At 65.3% G+C, this 24975-nt stretch carries 24 protein-coding genes; 8 read left to right on the forward strand and 16 right to left on the reverse strand.

Annotation, left to right across the window (positions count from 1 at the left end; genetic code table 11):
- Nucleotides 1-145: 145 nt before the first annotated feature.
- From MTX35_RS21570 to MTX35_RS21610, 9 genes are all read right to left on the reverse strand, one after another.
- Nucleotides 146-343, reverse strand: a complete 198-nt coding sequence (locus tag MTX35_RS21570; protein ID WP_243596936.1) for a hypothetical protein — start codon at nucleotides 341-343, stop codon at nucleotides 146-148.
- Between the two features lie 111 nt (nucleotides 344-454).
- On the reverse strand, nucleotides 455-865 hold the full coding sequence (locus MTX35_RS21575; RefSeq protein WP_243596937.1) for a DUF2752 domain-containing protein: 411 nt from the start codon (nucleotides 863-865) through the stop codon (nucleotides 455-457).
- Nucleotides 866-877: 12 nt separating this feature from the next.
- Nucleotides 878-1225 carry a plastocyanin/azurin family copper-binding protein gene (locus tag MTX35_RS21580; RefSeq protein ID WP_243596938.1) on the reverse strand — a complete coding sequence of 116 codons (348 nt, stop codon included), beginning with the start codon at nucleotides 1223-1225 and terminating at the stop codon, nucleotides 878-880.
- Nucleotides 1226-1248: 23 nt separating this feature from the next.
- On the reverse strand, nucleotides 1249-2223 hold the full coding sequence (locus MTX35_RS21585; RefSeq protein ID WP_243596939.1) for a HEAT repeat domain-containing protein: 975 nt from the start codon (nucleotides 2221-2223) through the stop codon (nucleotides 1249-1251).
- A 9-nt stretch (nucleotides 2224-2232) separates the two neighbouring features.
- A complete protein-coding gene (locus MTX35_RS21590; RefSeq protein WP_243596940.1) occupies nucleotides 2233-2859 on the reverse strand; it encodes a HEAT repeat domain-containing protein in 627 nt (208 codons plus the stop codon).
- A 34-nt stretch (nucleotides 2860-2893) separates the two neighbouring features.
- Entirely contained in the window at nucleotides 2894-4948 is a 2055-nt protein-coding gene (locus MTX35_RS21595; RefSeq protein WP_243596941.1) for an FUSC family protein, read from the reverse strand.
- A gap of 22 nt (nucleotides 4949-4970) precedes the next feature.
- Nucleotides 4971-6263, reverse strand: a complete 1293-nt coding sequence (locus MTX35_RS21600) for a GAF domain-containing protein (RefSeq protein ID WP_243596942.1) — start codon at nucleotides 6261-6263, stop codon at nucleotides 4971-4973.
- Between the two features lie 44 nt (nucleotides 6264-6307).
- The gene (locus tag MTX35_RS21605; protein WP_243596943.1) at nucleotides 6308-7075 is read right to left on the reverse strand and encodes an acetoin reductase; all 768 of its coding nucleotides are present in this window, start codon (nucleotides 7073-7075) and stop codon (nucleotides 6308-6310) included.
- Complete coding sequence (locus MTX35_RS21610; protein WP_243596944.1) at nucleotides 7072-8130, reverse strand: 2,3-butanediol dehydrogenase; 1059 nt, start codon at nucleotides 8128-8130, stop codon at nucleotides 7072-7074. The genes MTX35_RS21605 and MTX35_RS21610 overlap by 4 nt, the downstream gene beginning before the upstream one ends.
- A 182-nt stretch (nucleotides 8131-8312) precedes the next feature.
- Here MTX35_RS21610 and MTX35_RS21615 point away from each other — a divergent pair, with 182 nt between their 5' ends.
- Nucleotides 8313-9428 carry a hypothetical protein gene (locus MTX35_RS21615; protein WP_243596945.1) on the forward strand — a complete coding sequence of 372 codons (1116 nt, stop codon included), beginning with the start codon at nucleotides 8313-8315 and terminating at the stop codon, nucleotides 9426-9428.
- Between the two features lie 92 nt (nucleotides 9429-9520).
- The gene (locus tag MTX35_RS21620) at nucleotides 9521-11362 is read left to right on the forward strand and encodes an NAD(P)/FAD-dependent oxidoreductase (protein WP_243596946.1); all 1842 of its coding nucleotides are present in this window, start codon (nucleotides 9521-9523) and stop codon (nucleotides 11360-11362) included.
- 61 nt (nucleotides 11363-11423) lie between these two features.
- Here MTX35_RS21620 and MTX35_RS21625 read toward each other — a convergent pair whose 3' ends face one another.
- From MTX35_RS21625 to MTX35_RS21635, 3 genes are all read right to left on the reverse strand, one after another.
- Nucleotides 11424-12788 carry an NAD(P)/FAD-dependent oxidoreductase gene (locus tag MTX35_RS21625; RefSeq protein ID WP_243596947.1) on the reverse strand — a complete coding sequence of 455 codons (1365 nt, stop codon included), beginning with the start codon at nucleotides 12786-12788 and terminating at the stop codon, nucleotides 11424-11426.
- A 63-nt stretch (nucleotides 12789-12851) separates the two neighbouring features.
- Nucleotides 12852-14324, reverse strand: a complete 1473-nt coding sequence (locus tag MTX35_RS21630) for a carboxylesterase/lipase family protein (RefSeq protein ID WP_243596948.1) — start codon at nucleotides 14322-14324, stop codon at nucleotides 12852-12854.
- 45 nt (nucleotides 14325-14369) lie between these two features.
- Entirely contained in the window at nucleotides 14370-15374 is a 1005-nt protein-coding gene (locus tag MTX35_RS21635; RefSeq protein ID WP_243596949.1) for an aldo/keto reductase family protein, read from the reverse strand.
- Between the two features lie 52 nt (nucleotides 15375-15426).
- Between MTX35_RS21635 and MTX35_RS21640 the strand changes: the two genes are divergently transcribed.
- Nucleotides 15427-16041 (forward strand): dihydrofolate reductase family protein, encoded by a 615-nt coding sequence (locus MTX35_RS21640; protein ID WP_243596950.1) that lies wholly within the window; start codon nucleotides 15427-15429, stop codon nucleotides 16039-16041.
- On the opposite strand, the gene MTX35_RS21645 is transcribed toward MTX35_RS21640, so the two are convergent.
- From MTX35_RS21645 to MTX35_RS21655, 3 genes are read right to left on the reverse strand one after another with little or no spacing between them, the layout of a single operon-like run.
- Nucleotides 16023-17252: a hypothetical protein gene (locus tag MTX35_RS21645; RefSeq protein ID WP_243596951.1), complete on the reverse strand. Its 1230-nt coding sequence runs from the start codon at nucleotides 17250-17252 to the stop codon at nucleotides 16023-16025. The two genes, MTX35_RS21640 and MTX35_RS21645, sit on opposite strands and share 19 nt — an antisense overlap.
- 7 nt (nucleotides 17253-17259) lie before the next feature.
- Nucleotides 17260-17724 carry a MarR family winged helix-turn-helix transcriptional regulator gene (locus MTX35_RS21650; protein WP_243596952.1) on the reverse strand — a complete coding sequence of 155 codons (465 nt, stop codon included), beginning with the start codon at nucleotides 17722-17724 and terminating at the stop codon, nucleotides 17260-17262.
- Nucleotides 17721-18320 (reverse strand): DJ-1/PfpI family protein, encoded by a 600-nt coding sequence (locus MTX35_RS21655; RefSeq protein WP_243596953.1) that lies wholly within the window; start codon nucleotides 18318-18320, stop codon nucleotides 17721-17723. Before MTX35_RS21655 ends, MTX35_RS21650 begins: the two co-directional genes overlap by 4 nt.
- A 167-nt stretch (nucleotides 18321-18487) precedes the next feature.
- Between MTX35_RS21655 and MTX35_RS21660 the strand changes: the two genes are divergently transcribed.
- The 3 genes from MTX35_RS21660 to MTX35_RS21670 are packed head-to-tail and all read left to right on the forward strand — an operon-like array spanning nucleotide 18488 to nucleotide 22735.
- Entirely contained in the window at nucleotides 18488-20080 is a 1593-nt protein-coding gene (locus MTX35_RS21660; RefSeq protein ID WP_243596954.1) for a sigma-54-dependent Fis family transcriptional regulator, read from the forward strand.
- Between the two features lie 54 nt (nucleotides 20081-20134).
- Nucleotides 20135-21604 carry an aldehyde dehydrogenase gene (locus MTX35_RS21665; protein ID WP_243596955.1) on the forward strand — a complete coding sequence of 490 codons (1470 nt, stop codon included), beginning with the start codon at nucleotides 20135-20137 and terminating at the stop codon, nucleotides 21602-21604.
- A 21-nt stretch (nucleotides 21605-21625) separates the two neighbouring features.
- Entirely contained in the window at nucleotides 21626-22735 is a 1110-nt protein-coding gene (locus MTX35_RS21670) for an NDMA-dependent alcohol dehydrogenase (RefSeq protein ID WP_243596956.1), read from the forward strand.
- A 111-nt stretch (nucleotides 22736-22846) separates the two neighbouring features.
- On the opposite strand, the gene MTX35_RS21675 is transcribed toward MTX35_RS21670, so the two are convergent.
- The gene (locus tag MTX35_RS21675) at nucleotides 22847-23485 is read right to left on the reverse strand and encodes a hypothetical protein (protein ID WP_243596957.1); all 639 of its coding nucleotides are present in this window, start codon (nucleotides 23483-23485) and stop codon (nucleotides 22847-22849) included.
- 94 nt (nucleotides 23486-23579) lie between these two features.
- Here MTX35_RS21675 and MTX35_RS21680 point away from each other — a divergent pair, with 94 nt between their 5' ends.
- Both MTX35_RS21680 and MTX35_RS26105 read left to right on the forward strand, forming a co-directional pair.
- Nucleotides 23580-23939 (forward strand): helix-turn-helix transcriptional regulator, encoded by a 360-nt coding sequence (locus tag MTX35_RS21680; protein ID WP_243596958.1) that lies wholly within the window; start codon nucleotides 23580-23582, stop codon nucleotides 23937-23939.
- Nucleotides 23936-24973: a TIGR03086 family metal-binding protein gene (locus MTX35_RS26105; protein ID WP_308198158.1), complete on the forward strand. Its 1038-nt coding sequence runs from the start codon at nucleotides 23936-23938 to the stop codon at nucleotides 24971-24973. Before MTX35_RS21680 ends, MTX35_RS26105 begins: the two co-directional genes overlap by 4 nt.
- Nucleotides 24974-24975 lie beyond the last annotated feature (2 nt).

The raw sequence follows: 24975 nt of genomic DNA on the forward strand, positions 1-24975 counted from the left end.
GCGGGTCGGGTACCGACACATCGTTCGAAGGACAGCCCACCGGGCGTCGGTCACATTGAGAGTCAGGCCCCAACCCACCGCAGATATCCAGTATCACCGGACACATTCATACTCACAGTCACATTGACTCCCCAAGGGGAGGCGGTCAGGGCACCCAGTGCCTTGCGGCGATGTCGTCGATGATCGGGTCACCGTCCTGCGCCGCGTCGAGTGCCTCCAGATCGTCGCGCAGGGCGTTCAGGCGTGGGTCGTCTCCTTCTGCCTGTTCGGCAGCGGTGCCTCCGTCGTCGGCGAGTTGTGCGAGGAGTTTCGCGCGGACGCGATCCCGCAGAGAGTCGCTCATTCGTCGTCACCCTTCTTGAACACGCGGCGGGCCGTGGGGATGAGCGCGATGAGCACACCCAGCAGCACGATGATCGAGAAGATTTCCAGCAACACAGTTCCTCCTAGAGGTTCAGGTCGGAGCGATCGAGGTGCCCCACGGGGTGTTGCGCACCACGGTGAAGACGGTCAGTAGGGCGACCAGCACAGCAGCAGCCGGGCGATTCGGGCGAGCCAACGTCAGAGGCTTCTGCGTCCATCGTGCTCGAAGCCACAGCCCCCACACCCCGACGGCAACGACAACGAGCACAACCGCAACGACATTGCTCGACGCAGCCGCGGCGACATCTCCGCGAGTGAGGTCACCCAGAGCCCGCGTCGTGCCACATCCCGGGCACCACAGTCCGGTCAGAGCGTGCAACGGGCAGGGCAGATACGTCGACGTCCGTGGGTCACGCACATGCAACAGCACCAACCCGCCGACAGCGGCGGCAGCCACGCCGAGGGGTGCGGCGATGCTGCGTCCCCGGGTCGGTGCCGTCATGTGCTCAGTCCATCACGGTTCGACGACAACAGTCGCCGTCATGTCCGGATGCGGGGTGCAGTGGTAGGTGAACGTGCCCGCGGTGTCGAAGGTGTGCGTGAACTGTCCGGTCTCCATCAGCGCGCTGCGGAACGAGTTATCGTCGGCGACCACGTTGTGGGCCATGCCGCGGTCGGCGAACACCCAGGTGACGGTGTCTCCCACCGAGATTGTCAGCGTTTTCGGCGAGTACATCCGATCGGCGACGGTCACCTGGTTCTCGGCGACAGGTTCGGCGGGTGCAGCCGGGGTGGTCGGGGTGGAGCAGGCAGTCAGGGCCGAGGTGATCATCAATGCCGCGAAAAGTCCGAATGCCTTCATGTATCCGACGGTACCCAAAGGGCTCATTCCCTCCGGCCGAGGATGTATTCGGCCGTCAGTGCGATCGAGCGGTCGGCGTCTCGGGTCAAGCCGTGCAAGGCGCGCGAGGCTGCCTGCCCCGGAATGCTCGCCAGCGCCTGCGTCACCCGCAGTCGCGACGGCGCATCTCGTGGCCCGTCCATCAGAGCCGCCACGATCGAGTCCGCGGAGCCCAGCATGCCCAGCGCATCGGCGGCATCCACATCGTTGGTGCCGTCGTGCACCATCTCGATCAGCGTCGGAACAGCATCGGCGATGCCTCGAGTCGCCAATTCCAGCGCAGCGACCCGCCTGACCTGCTCGTCGTCGTGAACCAGCGCCGCCCGCAGCACCTCGGTGGCCTCGGGATGCCGAATCTCGACGATGGTGTCCACAGCGCGGCGTCGTATCGCGGGGTCCGACGAGTTCAGACCTTCCCGGAGCGCCACCAGGGCGTCGCCCCCTGTTCGAGCGAGGGCCCACCGAAGCGCGCCCGCAACATTGGGCGCAGGCTCGCGCAGCACCGCTTCCGCCAACGCATCCGCCGGAATGGGTCGATCTCCGGCAGACGACAGCGCCGCCGCCTGCCGCTTCCCGGCGCTGACCGACTGCAGATCACCGAGCAGCGCGACGGTGCCGAGTACGTCCTCCCAGTCCTCCGGCCGCGGGTCGCCGATTCGACGCAACCGCGTGAGCAGGTCGGTATCTCGCGCGATGCGTTCCTCGGCTCGTGCCGCGAGCTCGTCGACGAGTCCCGACGCCGCGAAACTGGGATCGTCCAGCGCGCGACCGACGTCGTGCAGCGACAACCCGAGCGAACGCAGCGATTCGACGTGGAAGAGACGTCGAACATCCTCCGGGGCGTACTCGCGGTAGCCGGTGCTGCTGCGCGAGGTCGGGCGCACGAGCCCCAGCCTGTCGTAGTGCCGAAGCATGCGCGCACTGACACCCGAACGCCGAGCAACCTCACCGATCAGCATCTGTCCATCTCACCTCGTCGTGTCGGCTGCGCCAAGGGCATCGACTCGTGTGGCCTCGAAGACTGCGAACCCGGCGTCCGGATCTCGGAGCAGAGCCTCGGTGGCCAACGCGTGGACGCGAACGGCGACGTCTTTGCTCGACGCGGCCTCCCGCACCATAGGTTCGATCACCGATCCGAGCGCAACCAGCGCGCGACTGAGACTGCGCTGGACGTCGTGGCCACCTCGTCCGAGTTGGGTGGACAGCATCGTCGCCAATAATCCTTCACTTCCTGACTGCACCAGGACCACCGCGGCTCGCCATGCGCTGCGTGCCACCTCGTCGTCGGAATCGGAGATCAAGTCCTCGGTGATCACCGGCCACGCCGACGGATCCTTGATCTTGGACAACGTGTGCAACGCCTGGCTGCGAGCGAGTGGCCCTCCGGTGCGCACCTGATCGATCAGCCGCGGAACCGTCGACGACGCGGGAAGTCGAATCAGTGCCCACGTCAACATTTCTCGCACCTGAAAATCGGGTTCGACGGCACACCGTTGCAGCAGCGCGTCGAGGTACCGTGGATCCGGAGAAGTCCCGATGTCGAGTGCAGCCCGGAGGCGGGCCGACGGATTGCCGTGATGAAGTGCCTGGTTCATGACGGTCAGCCAAGACCTTGTCACTGTGTGAAGGTCAAGCCCGAGCCAACACATCCGCCAATGTTCGGTTCATCGTGTTCAATGCTCGCACCGCGCCCCGCAGCGGACCTGGCGCATTGGTAGAGGTGAGTAACACGTCCAATACCGTTGTCTCGGTGATTTTCTCGGGTGGATCGACGTGCTCCCCGGCGACCACTGCCTCCACCTGGCGTGCGGTGTCGCGCACCAGGGCCGCGGCGTCGCGCAGAGCCTGTGCAGTCTCGTCCGACGGAGCCGTCTGCGTATCGGCGCGGGAGGCGAGCACTCCGGCCCGGGCCAGTGCGTGCGCTGAACGGCTGCTGACGGCCAGCACCCGCAACAGGTGCTTCGCGCCACGTCTGCTGCGGGTGGTCGGCCCGAGCACGAGTGGCTTACCGGACATCAGAACGTCTTTCAACGCATTGTCGAGCGTCCGCGTCGACGCCACCAGATCGGTTGCACCTCCCGGCGCGAGAACCGATTCGACGCTCGATTCGATCAGCGCGTCCAACTGCTCGAGGTAGGTGTCGACGTTGCCCACCAGTGTCTTTCGGGTGCTCGTCGAGAAGATGAAGTAGGCCGACGCCATTCCGACGAGACCGCCGACGGCGGTTTCGATGATCCGAAGCTCGAGCACCTCGATACTGAACGTGCCCAGCAGCCCGTACAGCATCGCGAGCAGAATGGTCACGAAGAACGACAGCAGCGCATAGGCGACGGTCACCAGGTAGAACGCGAGGAATACGCAGACGACGATCAACACCAGTTGTACGGGTTGGTTACTGCCCACCAGTGCGGCGATCACCACCCCGGCGAGCACGCCCGCAATGGTTCCGAGAACGCGTTGGCCTGCCCGCGTGAGGATTTCACCCCGCGTCGACGCCCCCGTGAATACCAGGAAGGCCGTCAGCACCGCCCAATACCAGCGGTCGGGAGAGACGAGTTCGCCCAGCACAGTTGCGGCACTGGTGGCGACGGCCACTTGGATCGCGGCCTTGGTGCTGGGGTTCAGTCCGCTCGGCTCGTCCTTCGTGGCAGGTTCGGGGACGACTCGAGGACCCGCATCAACGGCAACCGCATTGGTCGTGATGTGATGAATCGCGATGTGCGACTGCACGGCTCGTTGCGCGGAGACCGTGGCGATGCCTGCGGGGGTCGACGGGTCGGCACGCTCGGCAGCCGTCGCGGCCAACCGGCGCGCCGCCCGAAGCTGTTCCGAGGACGGCGTGTTCTGCAGAACCGACCCGAGCGCCGTCGTCGCCTGCCCCAACGCTGTCGGCCACGGTTTGGCGGGATCGAGCGCCCACAGTGAGCTGACGAGCTGCTCGGTCGCGATCTGGGCGTCGAACACGCGGTGTGAGAGATCGATGCTGGTGACGCTGAGCAGCTGACCGGCGTCGTGCCGATCGAGCCAGTCGTCGATCATCAACGCGGTGTTGCCGAGCCGATCGAGCCTGCGGCGCACCAGGTTCAGGTCGCGACTCTCCCCTGCCGACGCTGCCTCGAGCACCGAGGCCGATACCGCCCGCATCGCGAACAGCAGCCGGCGCACCTCCACGACCGGCCGGTCCGGGAAAATGACGGCTCGCACGAACAACGCGATCGCCAGTCCGCCGAGGATCGCCGCGATCAACATCGGCAGTTGGCCCGGGGTTGCGCGCAGGAACAGCGCGAAAAAATACGAGATGAACGCGACCATCCCCAGCGCCGTGCCGCGAGGGCCGAACCGGCGCACCCACACTGCCGCGAACAGCACCGCGATGAATCCGACGTCGGCCACCTTGCCGAGCTCGGAGAGCAACGCCGCCAACGTCACTGCCGCCGACGCAGGCAGCGCCATCAGCGCGGTGGTGATGAGCCGACTGTGTTGGTCCTTGTCCTTCACCGCCGCCGACGCCTGCATCGCCACGACGGTTCCGAGCATCGCCACCGTCACCGGTTGGCCGATGGCCCGCGTGGTGAGCACCAGCGTCACCATCGCCAACAGCACCGTCAGCGTCGTCGCCGACGCACTGCGCAGCCGTACCTGCCCCGGATCCGAGGCGTCGAGGATTCGGGCGAGGCGCTTCATTCCCCCGATTCTGCGCTACGGCTCAGCCCCGTGCCGCCCGGATCGCCGGGGCCGACGAATGCGGAAGCAACCGACTCATGTCCGACGGCATGATCACCTCCACGGTCGCCGATTCGTCCAACCGATACGGCTGAGTGGAGATGATGCCCGCAAGGTGTTTGCGCAGCCGAGACATTTCGGCCCGCACGGTGATCGCACGGCCGTCGTCGCCGAAGAGATCGGCCGCCATCTGCGCCGCGGTCCGTCCTTGGCGATGGGTGGCGAGCAGGTACAGGATCTCGGCGTGCCGGGGCGTCGGCTCGTGGGTCCACTCCCCCACCTCGCTGCGCACTTCGATGCGAGGCTTCTGCGAACTGCGCAGGTCGATGCGAATTCGCGTCGATCCGACATCGGCGACGCCGGAATCCGTTGTGCTGGCGGGTCGGACGAGCCATCCACCGGGCAGGGGCTCGAAATCGCACACGCCGAGGGTCGGCAGCCAGAAGCGTCCCGTCGCGAGATCCTCGGGCAGCAGGATGCGATTGCGCAGTGCTACCGATTCGACGGCCGCGACCCAGCCGTTCGCGTCGACGGCCAGGGCCGGAGATTGCAGGCGCGCGAGCATCGGAGCGGCCACCGAACGCAGTCGATCGAGTGTGCTCCGATGAATCTCGCGCAGTTGAGATTCGGCCAACCGTGCGACGGCGTCGACCAGCGCAATGGTGGTGGGATGCACCGTCTTGGCCGGTCCGCTGACGTCGATGGCTCCCAGCACCCGGCCGGTCCGCGGGTCCCGGATCGGCGCTCCGGCGCACGTCCACGAATGATGGCTGCGCACATAGTGTTCGGCCGAGAAGATCTGCACCGCGCGCCCCGAGACCAGTGCCGTTCCGATGGCGTTGGTGCCCACCGAATCCTCGGCCCAGTTGGCACCCTCGACGAAGCCGAGGTTGTCGGCGCGGTCGAGTACGGCGGTCGATCCACTGCGCCACAGCACCCGGCCGTGCCGATCGGCGACGACGAGAATGTTGTCGCCGTCCTGCACCACCGATTCCAGGCCGCGGGCCAGATCGTCGAGGATGTCGAACAAACCCGATTCCCGACGCGTCAGCTCGAGGTCGGAGACATCCATCTGCGTTTCGGCGGGGTTGCCCAGTTCGGGGTCGATGCCCAACGTCTGCAATCGTCGCCACGAATCACCGATGACCTCGCGGGGCCGCGCGGGCGACTTGCCGCCGGTCATGGTGGCGTCGTACACGGCAGTGAGAATCTGCGCGTAGCGGCGCGGGTCTTCGCCGGCCGCCAGCGCAGGTTCGGGGCCTGTCGACTGCGTCATCACAGTCGATTGTGCTCCAGCTCACAGATCGACATCAACGGGGGTTACCGATAGACCAGACCACCGTCGATCAACGGTGCCTGGCCCGTCATGTAGTCCGAGTCGGGTCCGGCGAGATACGAGACGAACGCCGCCACGTCCTCCGGGGTCTGCGCGCGACCGAGGGCGATGCCGCCGACGAACTTGTCGTAGGTCTCGCCTTCCGCTGCGCCCGTCAACTCGGCGAAGCGCTTGTCGATGGTCACCCACATGTCGGTGCCGACAACGCCGGGGCAGTACGCGTTGACGGTGATGCCCTCGGCCGCGTACTCCTTGGCCGCAGCCTGAGTCAGGGCACGAACCGCGAATTTCGTTGCGCTGTAGACCCCGAGCATCGCGAACCCGTCGTGGCCGGCGATCGAGGACGCGTTGATGATCTTGCCCTTCTGGCCGAGCGCCTTGAATTTGGCTGCGGCAGCCTGAATTCCCCACAGCACGCCGTCGACGTTGACGGCCCAGATCTTCGCGACGTCCTCCGGCCGGACGTCGTCGAGCGGGGCCACTTGCGCGATGCCCGCATTGTTGACGATGACGTCGAACCCGCCCAGCGCCTCGTGGGTGTGTTCGACGGCCGCGAAGACCTGGTCGCGATCGCTGACGTCGGCCACGAATGTCGTTGCCTTCGAGCCTGTTCGACGCACCTCGTCGGCCACGCCGGAAATCTTGTCCTCGTTCAGGTCCGCAAGAGCGATGTCGTGACCGTCGTTCGCCAACCGCAACGCGATGGCCCGGCCGATACCCTGACCGGCGCCGGTCACCAACACCGCGCTCATGCCGATGCTCCAGCCGAAGGGTCCACCAGGACTTTCATTTTGGTTCCGGCGTGCAGCGCCTCGAACCCGTCGTCGATGACACCGTCGAGCGCGATCTTGTCCACCCACCCCGTCGTGTCGTAGTGGCCCTGGCTCATCAGATCGATGACGGCCTCGTAGTCGGCGGCGGTGTAACAGAGCGAGCCCTGGATGCGCGATTCGTTCATCACCAACTTCTGCAGCGGCGTGGTCAGGGGCTTTTCGTAGATCGCGACGCTGACGAGTGGCTTACGCGCACCGATGCAGCCGAGCGCGGCCTCGACGGCAGGTTGCACGCCGGCCGCGTCGTAGATGGCGTCGGCGCCCTTGCCATCGGTGAGGTCGGCGATGTAGGCCGGGATGTCGAGAGCCGTCGGATCGAGGGTCTTTGCGCCGAGGGCTTCGATCGAGGCTCGACGCGTCGGCGACGGTTCGACGACGTAGACGTTGTCGAGCCCCTTGCCGCGGAGCGCGAACCATAGCCCGATGCCGATGGGCCCGGCTCCGAAGACCATTGCGGTGTCCTCGGGCTTCGGATCTCCCAGTGTCGCAGCATGATAGGCGACCGACATCGGCTCGACGAGGGCTCCGAGTTCGAGCGAGACATTGTCGGGCAAGGCGTGAATCATGTCGGTGGGTACGACGGTGTATTCGGCCATTCCGCCGTCGGACATCAGTCCGTGGAAACCGATCTGCGCACAGATGTTGTAGTTGCCCGCCCGGCACGGCCCGCAGTGTCCGCAGCGGTAGAGCGGCTCGATGGCGACGCGGTCGCCCACCGCGATGCCGGTGACCCCCTTCCCGAGTTCGGTGACCGTGCCCGAGAACTCGTGCCCGAGTACCAGCGGCATCTCCTGACCGGTCAGCGGGTGCGGCGAGGTGGGGATGAAGATGGGTCCTGCGTAGTACTCGTGCAGGTCGGTTCCGCAGATTCCGTTGAACCCGACCTTGACCTTGACCTGCCCTTCACCGGGATGGGGCTCGGGAACGTCGGTGATCTCCACCTTGTTGGGGCCGTAATACACAGCTGCGCGCATCGGTTTTCACTCCTGACTGGATTGGATGCACACAGGTTTATGTGACCCGGAGCACAACCGCCAGGGTTGCAGTGCGTTGCAGTGCGCCGGCCGCAATGCAACCTCCCGCAACCCTGACGGTGGGGTGTGATTCAGCTCATAGTGACGGCGTCCACTGTCGCTCACACCGAAACGAGCAGTCCATGACCGCAACCGCAGACCGCCCACTGAGCAAGTCGAAAATCGCTCGCTCACAGGGCAACTGGATCTTGTTCGGAGTCGCCAACCTCGCCGTCGTGGCGGCCGTGTCGCTTGCGACGTGGTACCTGCTGGCAGACCCGACCACCAGTCCATGGAACTTCTATCCCCTCCCCTTCAACGCCGCGCTGTTCTGGGCAATTCTGTTCATCGTGTTCATCGGATTCGATTGCGAATTCGCCGGATTCGACTCGCTGAAGCAACCGATGCGCGGGCTCGCCATCCTGGCCTCGACGGCAGTGTCCGCCGTTGCCGTCACCTGGATCCTCGGCAGCGGCCTCGGTGCGCTGTATCCGGATTTCGCCGGCACTCGGGAGGGCGGCCTCGGCTACTTCGCCGGAGCTCTGTTCGTGCTGTTCGGATTCGGAACCTGGGTCATGGTGGTCCTCAACTGGCAGCACTGGCCGTGGACCGTACTGCGCATGAAGCAACCCCTGATCGGGCTTTGCGAGATCGCCTTCGTCGCCGTGCCGACTCTGGCGCTGTATTTCGTGTTCGGACTGCCCTCGGTCTCGCTCTCGGCCACCGATCCGCTGATGTCCGTCGACACCGCACTCGGCTGGTTCTACTCCATCGTCGTCTCGGTGATCCTCACCGGCCAGACCCTCGACAACTGGCCGTGGAAACTGGCCGGCGGCGGCGGACGGACCGCCCTGGCGGCGACGGTCGGCAACGCGGTTCTCGGCACCGCGATCTACTTCCTCATGGTCCCGCTGGCGAAACTCCTGGTCGGCTCGGACGCCACCGCCGAGCTCGGCTCCGTCATCGACCAGTTCCCAGCACAGATCGGAGTCTGCTGGGCCTTCTGGATGATTTTCTGGGCGAACGGCTTCGGCAATCGCTTCCCCGCGGCGGGACGAGCGGTGCTGACCTTCGCCTTGGCCATCGGCACGTTCCTGGCCTACTACTTCGTCGTCGCGGAGCACGTCCTGCACGAGCCCGTCGTGGCGGCAGGTATCTCCGGGAACGCTCTCGGGTTCATCGACTGGCTGGTGCTGTGGACGTTGATCTACGTCGTCGGATTCCAGTCGTTGGGGTTGAAGAAGCTGTCACCGGCATGAACCGCTGCAACGCATTGCAACTCTCGACCCAGCACCACGAACGGAGTGTGCTGGGTCACATACACGGCACCACGAATTGCTTAGGAGTTTTCATGACCCAGACCATCGAGCCCGACTCGATCACCCGCACGCACACCCCGCAGGAACGGGTCGACGCCTGGTTGTCGAACTTCGAGGACGCCCTGGTCGCGAGAGACATCCCTCGGGTTGCCGGCATGTTCGCCGTCAGCAGCTTCTGGCGCGATCTCGTCACCTTCACCTGGAATCTGAAGACGGTAGAGGGGCGCGACGGCGTTTCCGACATGCTCTCCGAGCGGCTCGACGACACCGACCCGACGGGTTTTCACACCACCGAGACCCCTGACGAGGCGGACGGCGTCGTCTCGGCGTGGATCGAGTTCGAGACCGCGACGAGCCGCGGCAAGGGACACCTGCGCCTGACCGTGGACGCCGACACGGGAGAAGACGTGGCCTGGACTCTGCTGACCACGATGCAGGAACTCAAGGGCCACGAGGAGCGGCAGGGCGCGTCGCGCATCAAGGGTGCGGTGCACGGCTCGAATGCCGACACCCAGAACTGGGCCGAGAAGAAGGAGATCGAGGAGAAGGAGCTCGGCTACAGCGTGCAGCCGTACGCCCTCGTCGTCGGCGGCGGTCAGGGCGGCATCGCTCTGGGCGCGAGGTTCCGGCAACTGGGTGTGCCGGCGATCGTCGTCGACCGGGCCGAACGCCCCGGCGACCAGTGGCGCGGGCGCTACAAGTCTCTGTGCCTGCACGACCCGGTCTGGTACGACCACCTCCCATACCTACCGTTCCCGCCGAACTGGCCGGTGTTCGCGCCGAAGGACAAGATCGGCGACTGGCTCGAGATGTACACCAAGGTCATGGAGGTGCCGTACTGGAGCAAGACCACTGCGAAATCCGCCACCTACGACGAAACCGCCAAGGAGTGGACCGTCGTCGTGGACCGCGACGGCGAAGAAGTGATTCTGCGGCCCAAACAGTTGGTGATGGCCACCGGAATGTCCGGCAAGAAGAACGTGCCGAACTTCCCCGGCATGGACGAATTCGAGGGCGAGCAGCATCATTCCAGCGAACACCCCGGTCCCGACGCCTATGTCGGCAAGCGCGTCGTGGTGGTCGGCTCCAACAATTCCGCGCACGACATCTGCAAGGCACTGTACGAGACCGGCGTCGACGTGACGATGCTGCAGCGCTCGTCCACGCACATCGTCAAGTCCGATTCGCTGTGTGAGATCGCGCTCGGCGATCTGTACTCCGAGCGGGCCGTCGAGTCCGGAATGACCACGAACAAAGCCGATCTGACGTTCGCGTCGCTGCCGTACCGCATCATGCACGAGTTCCAGATTCCGGTGTATCAGCAGATCGCGGAGCAGGACAAGGACTTCTACGATCGGCTCCAGAAGGCCGGCTTCCAACTCGACTTCGGTGACGACGGCTCGGGCCTGTTCATGAAGTACCTGCGGCGAGGCTCAGGCTACTACATCGACGTGGGCGCATCCGAGCTGGTCGCGGACGGCAAGATCAAACTCGTTGCCGGACAAGTCGATCGGATCAGCAAGACCGGGGTGGTCCTCGACGACGGAACCGAGCTCCCGGCCGATCTCATCGTCTACGCCACCGGCTACGGTTCGATGAACGGCTGGGTCGCCGATCTGATCGATCAGGAGACCGCGGACAAGGTCGGCAAGTGCTGGGGCCTCGGCTCGAACACCACCAAGGATCCCGGTCCGTGGGAGGGCGAACAGCGCAACATGTGGAAGCCGACGCAGCAGGAGAACTTCTGGTTCCACGGCGGCAATCTGCACCAGTCCCGGCACTATTCGCTCTACCTCGCACTGCAGATCAAGGCGCGCTACGAGGGTATCGACACCCCGGTCTACGGGCTGCAGGAGGTGCATCACCTGCGGTGACCCATGTGAGTGGAACTTCGTAGCAGGCTACGAAGTTCCACTCACGTGCGGCGAAGCCGCTCTACTCGTACAGGTCGATTGCCTGAGCCTTCTTGATCAGCGCATCCTCGGATCGCACCTGGGCGAGGTTGACGACTCGGGTCGGCAGCACCGAGGAGTACAGCCAATCCGTCGCCACTCGCACTCGCGCGGAGACCGTCGGCAACGCATACAGGTGGTAGCCGCGGGCGACGAACTTCGCCACAGGTCCGGTCAGCGGAATTCCGAGAGGCTTTGCGACACCGTCGAATCCACCGAGATCGGCGACGAGCCCCAAGTCCTTGTGCTTGTACGGACGCGCCTGCCCGACGCCGAGTGACGCCGCGACGTTGCGTGCGACGGCAACGCCCTGACGCTGCGCGTGCTGAGCCGTCGGTGGTGTGGGCTTCGACGGGTCGGCAGCGAGGTCAGGAACTGCGGCCGCGTCGCCGATCGCCCAGACATCCGGTACCTCGGGGACGGTCATGTCCGCGCCGACGACGAGGCGCCCGCCCACAGTGGGCAGACCCAGCTGCGCGATGAGCGGGCTCGCCGCGACGCCTGCGCCCCAGACGAGGGTTCGCGACGGGATGACCTCGTCGTCGGTGAGCGTCACCGACGTTGCGGTCGCGGAGGCCACCGACACACCCAGCCGAACGTCGACGCCGCGTTCGGCGAGCACGGCGAGGGCCTCCTTGCCGAGTCGCTCACCGAGCTCGGGAAGTACCGCATCGGCCACATCGACGAGCACCCAGCGCACCTCCTCGGGATCGACGCTCGCCCACCGAGATGCGATACCGCGAACCCAATTCTGCATCTGCGCAACGAATTCGGTGCCCGTGTAGCCCGCACCCACCGCGACGACCGTCAACCGCTCCGCGCGTTCGCTCCGGCCTTCCGGGGTATCGGGCAGGGCATCCGCCGCGTCGAGTTGGGCCAGCACGTGGTTGCGGATGTAGACGGCCTCACTCAAGGTCTTCAGACCGTACGCGTGCTCGTCGACGCCGGGGATGTCGAACTGCTTGGTCACCGACCCCGGCGCGAGAATCAGCTTGTCCCACTCCAGCGTCGAGTCACCGTCCGGACCGGTCACCGTCAACTCGCGGGCCTCGAAATCGACGGTCGTGACGTGACCGAGAACCAACCTGGCGCGCGGCAGTGCCTGACGGGTCGAGACGGCGATATCCCGAGGATCGAGCACGCCGGTCGCGACCTCGGGCAGCAGCGGACTGTAGAGCAGGTAGTCGGTGGGGGCCACCAACGTCAGCACGGCGCGATCCGGCCCCAGCAGCTTCGCGAGCCTCTGCAGAGCATTGAAGCCGCCGAAGCCGCCACCGACCACCACGACGCGAGCAGGCCGCACGGGGACCGGAGAACTCGTACCGCCACCGGGAAGGAATCTGCGCATATCCGAGATTAACCCGCCTGCGAGCCACCTCGCAGACGACGTTCGGAGGTTGTAGCAGGAAGCTCAGCGCACCCCGTCCCACACCGCACGCGTTTCGGGTCTCGGATCGAGGACGACGCCCGGCTCGTTTCCGAACATCATCACCGCACGGTCGGTGCCGTACCGGTCCCAGCCGGGAGCGCCGTCGCGCACGAAGTCGACCCAGGCGCGATGCATCTCGTCGGCCACCTGCTGCGGCGGATTCGGCCCCGTGATGCGCGCGGTCTCGGGCTTGTGCAACATGTCGAACACGAACGGGATCTCGAGTGCGTGACAGGCCCCGAGTGCCCCGTCGAACAGCGACGAACGCCACGTGAATTCGTAGACGAAGGCGTTTCCGGAACGGGCCTCGACCAGGCGTGTGGCCGGGATGCGGAAGAACCAGTCGGTCATGACGGCGATCATCAGCTCGCCGGCCGAGGCGTCGGGTAGCTGTTCGCGGTACCGGTCCAGCGCCGACGCGTCGGCCCGGTACCCGGCGAGAACCATCTTCACGTAGTCCTCGGTGAGGTGCGGGACTATTCCGGCCGGGACGATGAAGAACGCATGCTCCTCACTGGTGGTGCCGATCAACACGTCCACCTGCGAGCTCGCGCCGTCGCCGATGCGCGAAAAGGGCTGCGCCGGAACCACATCACCGTCGATGTACGGCTCGAAGGCCATCACGTTCAGGGCGAGCTCACCCCATGCTCCGGTCGGGGCCTCGGCCGTGATGCGATCGGACAGTTCGCGTTGGGCGTCCACCAACGCGTCCACCGGTACCGAACCCAGCCCGTCGACCGACGCCTCGACACCGAGCGAGGCCGCCAATGCAGCGGAGACCTTCGCGGCCGTCTCGGCGGTGATGACGTGGTGGCCGGCTCCACTCTGCAGAATTGCCCGTGCGAAGAGCCCGTCGGCGCGCGGCATCGACATCAGGGTGCCGACGCTCATCGCGCCCGCGGACTCCCCCGCGATGGTCACCCGCGCAGGGTCGCCCCCGTAGGAGGCGATGTGGTCACGCACCCATTCGAGGGCCGCGACCTGGTCCAGCATCCCCCGGTTGGCCGGGGCGCCGTCGATCAGCGCGAAACCGTCGACACCGAGTCGGTAGTTGATCACCACGGCCACGACGCCGTCTCGTGCGAAGGCCGAACCGTCGTAGGTGGGAATAGCGTTGCTGCCGTTGACGAATGCACCGCCGTGAATCCAGACGAACACCGGTGCCGATCCACCGATATCGGGGGTGAAGACGTTGACGTTCAGGCAGTCGTCACCGGGTACGACGGGCTCGCTCAGGATCTCACTGGTCGGCGGCCGGTATCCCACCTTGGGGACGGTGGCCCCGAGCTCGAGAGCGTCGCGAACCCCGCCCCACGTGGGCGGCGGCGACGGTGCCTGGAATCGACGGGGCCCGAACGGGGCCTCGGCGTACGGCACTCCGAGGAACGAGGTGATGCCGGCACCGGTCCGACCGCGAACCTGGCCCTGAGGTGTATCGACGGTGATCGTGTCCATACCTCATTACTACCCTGTTCGGATCGGACCGACGCCCTCAGGCGGTCAGACCAGTCGCGCTTCCGGCGAACCGGTCTTGCCCGCGTCGCGCTCCACGGAATCGCCGAGTGCATCGTCGATCTTCGCGAGTACGTCGGCGTCGAGCGTCACCTCGGAGGCCTTGACGTTCTCGGCGATCTGCTCGGGGCGCGAGGCTCCGACGAGCGCTGCCGCGATGTTGTCGTTGGCCAGTACCCAGGCAACGGCCAACTGCGCCATGGTGATTCCCAGGTCGTCGGCAATGGGCTTCAGTTGCTGCACCCGGGTGAGCGTCTGATCGTCGAGGTAGCGCTCGATCATCTTGTCGCCGCCCTTGTCGTCCGTGGCGCGCGACCCGTCGGGCAGCGGTTGGCCGGGAAGGTACTTGCCGGTGAGCACACCCTGCGCGATGGGCGACCAAACGATCTGCGAGATGCCCAGTTCCTTCGACGTGGGGATCACCTGATCCTCGATGACGCGCCACAGTGCCGAGTACTGCGGCTGATTCGAGATGATCGAGAAGCCGTTCTGACGGGCGAGTTCCTGCCCGGCGCGCAGCTGATCGGCGGTCCATTCGGAGGCGCCGATGTAGAGCGCCTTGCCTTGGCGGACGACGTCACCGAACGCGGCGATGGTCTCCTCCAGCGGGGTCTCGACGTCGTAGCGATGGGCCTGGTAGAGGTCAACGTAGTCGGTGCCGAGTCGACGAAGGGACGCGTCGATGCCTTCGCGGATGTGTTTGCGTGAGAGTCCGGTGTCGTTGGGGCCCTTGGGCCCGACGGGGAAGTAGACCTTGGTGAAGATCTCGAGCGATTCCCGACGCTCCCCTTTCAGCGCGTCACCGAGCACCGTTTCCGCCGCTCCGTTGGCGTAGACGTCCGCGGTGTCGAAGGTGGTGATGCCTGCGTCGAGTGCAGCACGTACGCATTGGGTCGCGATGTCGTTCTCCACCTGCGATCCGTGGGTCAACCAGTTGCCGTAGGTGATCTCCGAAATCTTCAGTCCGCTGTGTCCGAGGTATCTGTAAGCCATGAAGAAAACGGTACTCCGATGATTTCGCGGTCGGCTGCTGGTCTACTCGGGTATGACACTTCGCGTACACAATCTGTCGGTCTCGCTCGACGGCTTCGCCGCCGGTCCCGATCAGAGCCAGGACAACCCCATGGGGGTCGACGGCATGGCGCTGCACCAGTGGGTGTTCGCCGACCGGTCCGACACCGAACACCCCGACGCCGATCAACGGATGCTCGACCTCGGCACCGAGAACATCGGCGCAACGATCATGGGCCGCAACATGTTCGGCCCGATTCGCGGCGAGTGGCCGGATTACGGTTGGCGCGGCTGGTGGGGCGAGGAGCCGCCCTACCACCACCCGGTGTTCGTGCTGACCCACCATCCGCGGCCGCCACTGGAGATGGTCGGCACCACGTTCCACTTCACCGACGATCCCATCGAGGCCGTGCTCGATCGTGCCCACGAGGCCGCGTCGGGCAAAGACGTGCGCCTCGGCGGCGGGGCGTCGACGGTGCGGCAGTACCTGAAAGCAGGGCTCGTCGATCACCTTCATCTGGCGGTCTCGCCGGTGATTCTCGGAGCCGGTGAACCGATCTACGACGGCTGGGACGTCTCGACATTCGAGCGAACGGAGACGGTCGGATCCGACCAGGTCCTACACGTCGTCTACCGCGCAGTCCGGTAGCGGTTCAGACCCCAGATCCCGACGCCTGCGAGCACGACCGTTGCGAATGCGCCACCCGTCGAGAGCCACGTTTCCGGCCAGGACGTGTCCGTGAGTGCAGAAGTCAGTGGCGTGTACGCCGTCCAGCCGTAGGTGACGACCATCGGCACGGTGATCGCCACCGGCACCGCGAGGCCGAGGGTCGCAGGCGTCGGGTCGGCCGGTGTGCACGCCACGTAGAGATACGCAGCGGCGGCCGGGAAGACCACCAGACTCGCCACATAGTGAACGTTGTCCAGCGGCGGCTGCTCGAACAGTGCCGTCGCGCAGACGACCGCCAGAAGTGCGATACCGACCATCGAACGGCCCCACCGCAATCCGAGTGCGGCACCGGCCGCAACCGACACTGCAATGACGGCTACGAGTCCGAGTGTCCAGACCCGGGCCGAGACACTGATACCCACCCCCGACGTGGTGGTCGAGGTGAGCAACACGGCTGTTCCGGCGAGAACGACGATGCCGCCCCGACCGGGTAGCAGGCCGGCCGCCGCGAACAACACGGGTACGGCGAGGAGGCCGAAATACCAGCGACCGCCGAACCCGTATTCGCTCTGGAACATGTTGAACACGAACACCACATTGATCAGCAGCCCACCGATCGCGATCAGCAGTGTCGCCCAGATGGTGCGGATGTCGCGGTCGGGTGGTGGGATCGCGGCCTGGTCTTCGTTGCGCGCTGCCCACGCCACTGCCAACACGACCAGTACGCAGAGCACCGACACGACCACCGGTGTGCCCATATCGGATTCGGTGAGGTAGTCGGCGTAGCGCCGTGGAACATCGGCGTAATGCAAGGCCTCGACCGCACCGGCGCTGAGCAGTCCGAGAAGGAACGACCCGGCCAGCAGCGCCTGACGAACTCGTTCACGATTCGCCCGTACCGCACTGCATCCCAACAGAACTCCTCCTGCTATCACCTCGGCGATGTCGGATTGGAACAGCAGGGCAGAGCCGCCGATGACGACAGCAGCGGCGATGGACAGTCCGGCCAGAATGCGGTGCCGACGAACGACCATCGCCGTACCCGACGCCAGAATCAGTGCGAGCGCAACTCCCACGCCGGCACTGGAGAACAACGCGCCGAAGCTGGTGCCGCCGAGTGTGTCGATGCCGTCGGACTGTATCGACAAGCCGGCCAGCAATCCGGTCAGAAGTACCCCGAGCCCAACCATGCCCGAATTATGCACTGCCGCCCCGATAGTCACGGGATGCCGCGAGGATCCTGTCGAGGGTGGCGGCGAAGGCGCGCAGTTCGCTCTCTCCCACGGCGGCTCCCACGGCATCGGACCACGCGTGCTGCGCATCTCGCAGCTCTGCAACGGTGTCGCGTCCCTTGGGGGTGGGTTCCAACAGTTTTGCACGCTTGTGGTTCGGGTTGTGGATGTACACGGCCCAACCCCTGTCCACCAACAGATTTGCCGTCCGCTGTACGCTCTGCCGCGCCAACCCCAGCCCGACGCGGCGCGCGATGTCGGCCACGGTGAGGGGCTCGTCGAGGGTGGCCCCCAGGACCTGCCACCACGCCGGAGTCAGACCTGTCGGCTCGGTGATGTCGTGTGCGGCGGCGAGAAATTCACCGTTGAGCTCGAAGACGGGCAACACCAGGGCCGTGAGCGCATCACCCTCCGGAGTGCGCTGGCTCATGCGCCCGCCAGCTGGTCGTAGTACTTGCGTTCCCCCGTCGTGTAGAGGCCGTACCAGGCATCGACCACGGGTTGGGGAAACACGTTCAACCGCTCGAACACGAGCTTCGCGAACTCCAACGGGCTCACGCCACCTGCGGTGATCACGGTGCCATCAGTGACCGCTTTTTCGTCCCGGTAGTGCTCCGCTCCACGGTATTCGGTTGCCTGCGTGAGGAACTCGGCGGCATTCGAGGTGTGCGGCCGGTCATCGAGCAGTCCGGCCCGGGCCACACCCAACGTTGCCCCGCAGATCGCCGCGATCGGAGTGCCCGCCGCAACGAGTTCGGCGGCAAGCCTCAGCACCGCATCGTGACCGGAGTCCCAACTGGGCGCGCCGGGCAGAATCAGGGCATCGAGGGCCGGGAGGTCGGGTACGGCAGCGTCGGGAGTGATGCGCAATCCGCCCATCGTCGTGACGGCCTCCCCCGTCTCCGATGCGATGATCAGCCGGTTCGCGTCCTGGTCCCGCTCGCGAGCCATGGCCAGGCCCGCGGTGAGGTATCCGTATTCCCAGTCGGCCATGGTGTCGGTGGCGTACAGAGCGATCGTTGTCATGTCGAACCTCCAGAATTTGACAGTGTGCTGTCACTTTGCACTCATGACAGTGCACTGTCAATACATCACTGCCCGATCGGACAGGTTCTGTCGAAACGCGCGTCGAACCGGGCAGTCGGCGCTACCGTCGGAGCACAAGCTAGCGTCGGCCAACGGAGGTACGCGCGATGCACAGCGGTGCCGAGAAGCTCCGAGATTCCATCGCCAAGTCCTGGCAACGGTCGGCGCAGAGCGGTCTCGCACCGGCGGACACCCTGGAGCAGGCGAGTCTTCGTGACGTCGACCGTCGCAGCCGCCTCCTCGCCGCGGCAAACCCCATCCTCGATCGGATGGAGAGCGTGCTCGACGGCTCCGGGTACTGCGTCCTGCTCGCGGATCGCGATGCCCGGCTGGTCGATCTCCGTTTCGGAACCCATTCGCTACGAGATGCAGTGTCCTCGGTCGGCGCGGTCGTCGGCCGGTCGTTCACCGAACAGGCATCGGGCACCAATTCGATCTCGACGAGCTTCGAGATGCGCGCACCCTGTGCCGTACGTGCCGAGGAGCACTACATCGAGTCGATGAAGACCTTCAGTTGCTACGGCCACCCCCTGATCCACCCCGTCACACGCCGCATCGAGGGCGTCCTCGACATCACCTTCCTGGCCTCCGGTGACAACCCGCTACTCGAACCGATGCTCGTTCATGCCGCACAGGACATTCAGGGCCGGCTCCTCGAAGAGACCCGCTCCGGTGAACATCGACTGTTCCAGGCATTTCAGTACGCGTCCTCACAGCGTCGCGGTGCGCCGGTCATCGCGATCGCCGACGAGATTCTGCTCGAAAACACCAGCGCTGCAGCAATGATCGACACAGTCGATCATTCCGCACTGCGCGCGCTCACCGACGATTCGATCCGGCGCAGTGGCGTCGTACACGATGTGATCCTCAATTCCGGACTGCACGCGACCGTGCGCTGGGAGCGTCCGGTATCGGCCGCTGGAATCGTCATCGAGATCGATCCTCACGACACCGTGCGCACCCCTCTTCCCGCTCCGAAGATCCGAAAGCCGTTGTGCGTCATCGGTGAACCCGGAACCGGAAAATCGACCACCCTCGCCCGACTGACAGCAACGACGTCACCGCACTGGTTCGACGCCGCAGATCTGGTGACGACGACCCCGGCCGTGTGGTTGACAGCCGTCGAGCATCAGGTCGAGGCCGCACACGATGTGGTGATCAAGAACGTGCACTTTCTCCCAGGTCCGGTGGCGAACCGGTTGCATTCGACTCTGTCGTCAGCCCGCGGGTGGTATGCGTTGTCGAGTTCGGCCGCCGACTCGGCCGAACTCGAACACCGCCAACTCCTGTCGCTGTGCGCCGACACCATCGAGCTTGCCCCGTTGCGATCTCGCCGACACGAAATCCCGGACCTGGTCCGCGCCATCATGGCCGAGTTGGAGTCCCGCGCGCACTTCACGCCTGCGGCGTTGTCGGCGCTGATCGACTACGACTGGCCGGGCAACATCGGCGAACTTCGAGCCGAGGTCACCGAGGCCGCATCGCGTAGATCCGTCGGAGACATCACCGAACGGGAACTGGTCAGACCGCGCAAGAACGCGTCGACGACTCGGATGAGCACGCTCGACACCGCGATGCGCGACGCCATCGTGCACGAGTTGGCGCGGCAGGGCGGCAACAAGCGCACGACGGCGGAAAGCCTGGGAATCAGTCGGACCACCCTGTACAAGCGGATGCGCGAGTTCGGCATCCTCGGCTGAGGTTGTCCACTTTCTGAACACTCGGCATCCGTGATCGGGGTCACACTCGTATGCATGGATGCACACACGACAACACGAGAGCAGCTCGACGCACAGTCGCTCTTCATCGGCGGCGAGTGGGTGGAACCCAGCTCGTCCGCCCGCATCGAAGTCCGTTCGGCAAGTAGCGAAGAACGCATCGGATCGGTACCCGAGGCACAGGAAGCCGACGTCGATGCGGCGGTGGCCGCTGCCCGCCGCGCATTCGAGGACCCCAGCGGTTGGAGCCGGTGGGAGCCCTCGAAGCGCGCCGACGCGATGGATCGACTCGCCGACGAGTACGAGAAGCGAGGCGACCAACTCGCCCGACTCGTGGCGGCGCAGAACGGCATGCCGATCTCCATTGCGGAGCAACTCGAAGGCGGCTTCCCAGTCGCCGTGATGCGGTACTTCTCGGGCCTCACGCGAACCGCGCAGTTCGAAGAATCTCACCCCCACCTGATGGGCGGGACGACGACGGTTCGACGCGAGCCGATCGGCGTCGTCGGTGCCATCGCACCGTGGAATTTCCCGCAGACTCTGGCCGCGTTCAAGTACGCACCGGCCCTCGCAGCCGGCTGCACCGTCGTCCTCAAGCCGTCTCCCGAGACGGTGCTCGACTCGGTTGTGTTGGCGGAGGCCATCATTGCCGCTGGGTTGCCGCCCGGCGTCATCAACATCGTTCCCGGTGGCCGTGAGATCGGTGCCCATCTGGTCTCGCATCGAGGCATCGACAAGGTCGCGTTCACCGGCTCCACCGCAGCCGGGCGGTCCATCGCCGAAACATGTGGCCGCCTGTTGCGCCCGGTGACTCTCGAACTGGGCGGCAAGTCGGCGTCGATCATCCTCGACGACGCGAATCTCGATCTCGCCGAGATCGGCGAGAACCTGTTCGGTGCAACGTTTCTCAACAACGGTCAGACATGCTTCCTCGGTACCCGCGTCCTCGCGCCGCGCTCCCGCTACGACGAGGTGGTCGGCATGATGGAAGCGTTCGCGAATTCACTGGCCGTCGGCGACGCGCTCGACCCGGCCACCCAGATCGGCCCGATGGCCAGCGAGCGGCAGCGCGATCGCGTCGAGGGCTACATCGCGAAAGGCAGCGGCGACGGCGCTCGGCTCGTCACCGGCGGCGGTAGACCCGCAGACCTCGATCGCGGCTGGTTCGTTCAACCGACGATCTTCGCCGACGTCGACAACAACCACACCATCGCGCAGGAAGAGATCTTCGGGCCCGTCCTGTCGATCATCCCGTACGGCGACGAAGCCGAGGCGATCAGCATTGCCAACGACTCCGATTTCGGGCTCGGCGGATCCGTCTGGACCGCCGACGGCGAGCGAGGTTTCGACGTGGCCAAACGAATTCACACCGGAACCATCGGCATCAACCACTACATGGTGGATCCCTCGTCCCCGTTCGGCGGGGTCAAGGACAGCGGAATCGGGCGCGAGCTCGGGCCCGACGCCATCGGCAATTTCCAACACGTCAAATCCATCTACCGCTGAATCGAACTCAGGAGAATCTCTGTGAAGACCAAAGCAGCAGTACTGTTCGAGCCGCACAAGCCGTTCGAGATCATCGAACTCGACATGGACGGCCCCGGCCCCGGTGAAGTCCTGATCAAGTATGTCGCAGCAGGACTGTGTCATTCGGATCTACATCTGCTCGACGGCGACCTGCCACCACGCTTCCCCATCGTCGGCGGCCACGAGGGCTCCGGCATCATCGAGGAAGTCGGTCCCGGCGTAACCAAGGTCAAGCCCGGCGATCATGTCGTCTGTTCCTTCATCCCGAACTGCGGCACCTGCCGCTATTGCTCGACGGGCCGACAGAACCTGTGCGACATGGGCGCAACGATCCTCGAGGGCTGCATGCCCGACGGCACGTTCCGTCGCCGCGACAGCAAGGGCACCGAATTCGGAGCGATGTGCATGCTCGGTACCTTCTCCGAGCGCGCCACCATCTCCCAGCATTCCGTCGTCAAGATCGACGACTGGTTGCCCTTGGAGACAGCAGTTCTCGTGGGCTGCGGCGTTCCGTCCGGCTGGGGCACCGCCGTGTACGCGGGCGGTGTACGCGCAGGTGACTCGGTGATCATCTACGGCATCGGCGGCCTCGGCATCAATGCCGTTCAGGGAGCAGTACATTCGGGTGCGAAGCATGTACTCGTCGTGGATCCACTCGAGTTCAAGCGCAACCAGGCACTGAAGTTCGGTGCGACTCACGCGTTCGCGGATGCCGCGTCGGCCCAGGAGAAGTTGACCGAACTCACGTGGGGCCAGGGAGCGGACCAGGCTCTGATTCTGGTCGGAACCGTCGACGAGGAGGTCGTGCAGGCCGCGACCGCGGCAATCGGTAAGGGCGGCACCGTCGTCATCACCGGTCTTGCAGATCCCGAGAAGCTGACGGTGCACGTGTCCGGCACGGATCTGACGTTGAATCAGAAAACGATCAAGGGCACGCTCTTCGGGTCGGCGAACCCGCAGTACGACATCGTGCGCTTGCTACGCCTGTACGACGCCGGGCAACTCAAGCTCGACGAGCTGATCACCTCGACCTACTCCCTCGAACAGGTCAACGAGGGCTACCAGGACCTCCGTGACGGCAAGAACATGCGCGGGGTGATTCATTTCTGAAACACGCTGCGGCAGTAATGCGGTCGAGTGCGCTGGATGGCACTCGACCGCACCGTCGTGTGCGGGACGTCGTCGCTGATGCTGCCGTACATCCGACTGCACGGACGATGGTCATTCGATAGCAATCCAGTCGACCGGCAGCACTCGCGTTGCCCGAGCGCGCGGATCCACCTCGTCCAGATAGATCCGGCATGCCTCGTGATAGCGCTGATCGAAGGCCCGACCTGCCGCCTCCGGGCCACCGAGCGCCTCCGCATCCCTGTCGATACCGCGGGCCCGTGCGACGTCCATGGGAGTGTCGACGAAGACCGTGTAGTCCCAGTAGTCGGGCAGCGGCGGCCGATGCAGAAACGTTCCGTCCACCACCACGATCGCATCGGCCGACACCGGTTCGAGCGGATCATCGACCGCCTCATCTGTCGCCAGATCGATGATCCGACGCCGAATCGCACCGCTTCCGTTCGGTCCCAACGGAATCAGGACGTGTTCACGTAGCGCGTCGAAGTCGTATGCATCCCGGTAGTAGCCGAGAGCCGACGCTCGCCCCTGCCGATACCGGTGGACGCGACGGTGATGAAAGCCGTCCATCGTCACATGCACGGCTGGGCGCCCGTGCGCCGCAACGGCAGCCACCAGCCATCGCGCGCAGGTGGACTTTCCCGCAGCCGTCACTCCGTCGATCGCCACCCGTAGCGGATGCCCCGGATCCCGGGAGAGCACGTCCCGCACCATGTCATCGACGACGTTCATGGGTCGAGGGTAGTCGATCGGCGTACTCAACCAAGTGGTTGACTACGGTCGGTGAGCGGCCTATTCTCGGCAACAACACACAGCGAGGAACCTCATGAACGATCGAACAGAGCAGCTCAACAGAACGTTTGCGGCGCTGGCCGATCCCACTCGACGTGACATCGTCGCCCGGCTCGCCGGCGGTGACGCGAACGTCAGCGAATTGGCCGAGCCGTACGAGATGAGCCTGCAAGCGGTGTCCAAGCACGTGAAAGTGCTCGAGGACGCCGGATTGGTCACGCGTAGCAGGGACGCGCAGCGTCGGCCGGTGCATCTCGATGCCGAGGTGTTCGGCCTGATGGCGAAATGGATCGAGCGCTATCGCCAGGAAGCCGAGCAGCGATATCGACGCCTCGACGCCTTGCTGGACGGCATCGCAGAGGACAAGAGCACCGAGACGAAGGAAGTGTCATGACTACACCCGAAACCGAGATCGTTGCGGACGAGAAAGTACCCACGATCGAGATCGTCCGAGAGTTCGACGCGACGCCGGAGCGGGTGTTTCGCGCTCACATCGACCCCGAACTGTACCGACAGTGGGTGGGCCCCAGATCGTTGACCACGCGAATCATCAAGTGGGAGGGACACACCGGAGGTGCCTGGGCGTTCGCCAACGACCGGGACGGTGAGGAGATCGCGGCCTTCTTCGGCAGCTTTCACGAAGTGCGGCCGAACGAGCGGATCGTGTGGACCTTCACCTGGGAGGGTGCACCGGATTCGGTTGCGCTCGAGACGCTCACTTTCGAGCGTCGAGGCGACGGCGGTACGCGGCTGAGAGTGACGAGTGCATTCTCGGACTTCGCTTCTCGCGACGGCATGCTGTCGAGTGGCATGGACGTCGGTGTGAAGGAGGGCTACGACAAGCTCGACGAACTCCTCCAGCAGCACACCGGTCCGGCCCAGCAGCACGCACAGGACGCGGCAAGGTTCTCCGCATTGGTCGGGTCCGCATCGCCCGAGGACTGGTCCCGCCCGAGCCCGGTATCGGGCTGGGCCGCAGTCGATGTCGTGAAGCACCTGATCGAATGGTCTCGCGGCTTTCTTGCAGGCGGCGCAGGAATCGAGTTCGAGACCCTCGACATCGAGGCCGACCCAGCCGCAGCCTGGACACAGCACGTCGCCGACATCCAGTCGGTTCTCGACGACCCAGCCGGCCGCGTGTTGAGTAATCCGCACACGGGAGACATGCCGGTGGACAAGGCAATCGACATGTTCTACACCGCAGACGTCTGGATGCACTCCTGGGACCTGGCGAAAGCCCTTGGCCGAGAGCCAGATCTGGGTCAGGAACGCTGCGCTGCTGCACTCGAGGCCATGCAACCGATGGAACAGATGCTGCGAGACAGCGGGCAGTACGGCCCCGCGGTCCCCGTCGCCGACGACGCTTCCCCACAGGACAAGTTGATGGCCTTCATCGGCCGAGACCCGGCGTGGCAGCCGGGTCTCTGACC

The organism is Rhodococcus sp. ARC_M12 (assembly GCF_022810385.1).
In the GTDB taxonomy this organism is placed as follows: domain Bacteria; phylum Actinomycetota; class Actinomycetes; order Mycobacteriales; family Mycobacteriaceae; genus Rhodococcoides; species Rhodococcoides navarretei.